Annotated in this window: 1 protein-coding gene; it reads left to right on the forward strand. The window is 51.8% G+C overall.

What is annotated here, in order from left to right; all coding sequences use genetic code 11:
• Positions 1-21: 21 nt before the first annotated feature.
• The coding region (locus A3730_RS08845; protein ID WP_231883899.1) for an IS4 family transposase at positions 22-930 on the forward strand (909 nt) is incomplete at its 3' end.

Here is a 930-nt window from a genome sequence, read left to right on the forward strand (position 1 = left end):
TGGACAGCAAGTCATCAGATAATGGCCATCAGGCGCGTGAGAGATTTGCTAATTGGTGGGTGTCCTTCTGTTGTTCGGATTGTTGGAATCACTTGTCTCTCCAGCGGCATGGTTATTAACGCGGCGATGGGGCCCTATAAGGGCAAAGGTGGCAGTGAGCATGCCTTGTTCCGCGCCTTGCTGTCCGACCTTGAACAGGGCGATATTCTGCTGGGTGATGCGCTGTATGGCAGCTACTACGTTCTGGCGGAATGTCTTGAACGTGGTATTGATGTGGTTTTCCAGCAAAACGGCGGCAGGAAACGGACAACAGATTTTCGTCGAGGAAAGCATCTGGGGAGCAAAGATCATCTGATCCGAATCAAAAAGCCAGTACAGCGCCCGGACTGGATGTCTGCGGAACACTTTAGAAATCTCCCCGCTGAAATTGTCATACGGGAGGTCGCGCTAGAGAGCAAAGTNCTGATTACTACCCTGAATGATGCAACGCAAGTTCCACGGGAAGCACTGAAAGCCTTGTATCGAAGCCGCTGGCATGTGGAGTTGGATATTCGGAATATCAAAACCACCTTGGGCATGGAAACATTAACGTGCAAAACACCGGAGATGGCCGAGAAAGAGATGTGGGTATATCTGCTGGCGTATAACCTGATACGCATTCTCATGGCGCAATCCGCAGCGTTATCGGATGTGCTCCCGCGAGCATTGAGCTTCAAGCATGCATTACAGATTTGGAATGCATGGAGTTGCCGTCTGGCATCGGGTTATTCGCAAGCAGATTTAGTGGAACTCTTGGTGCTTATTGCACTGCGATGCGTGGGCAACCGTCCGGGAAGAGTTGAGCCGAGAGCGGTGAAAAGACGGTCAAAGCCCACGCCACTGCTGACGCGACCCAGGCATGAGGCACAAGCCGACATACGAAAGAATGGT

Source organism: Alcanivorax sp. HI0044 (genome assembly GCF_001634945.1).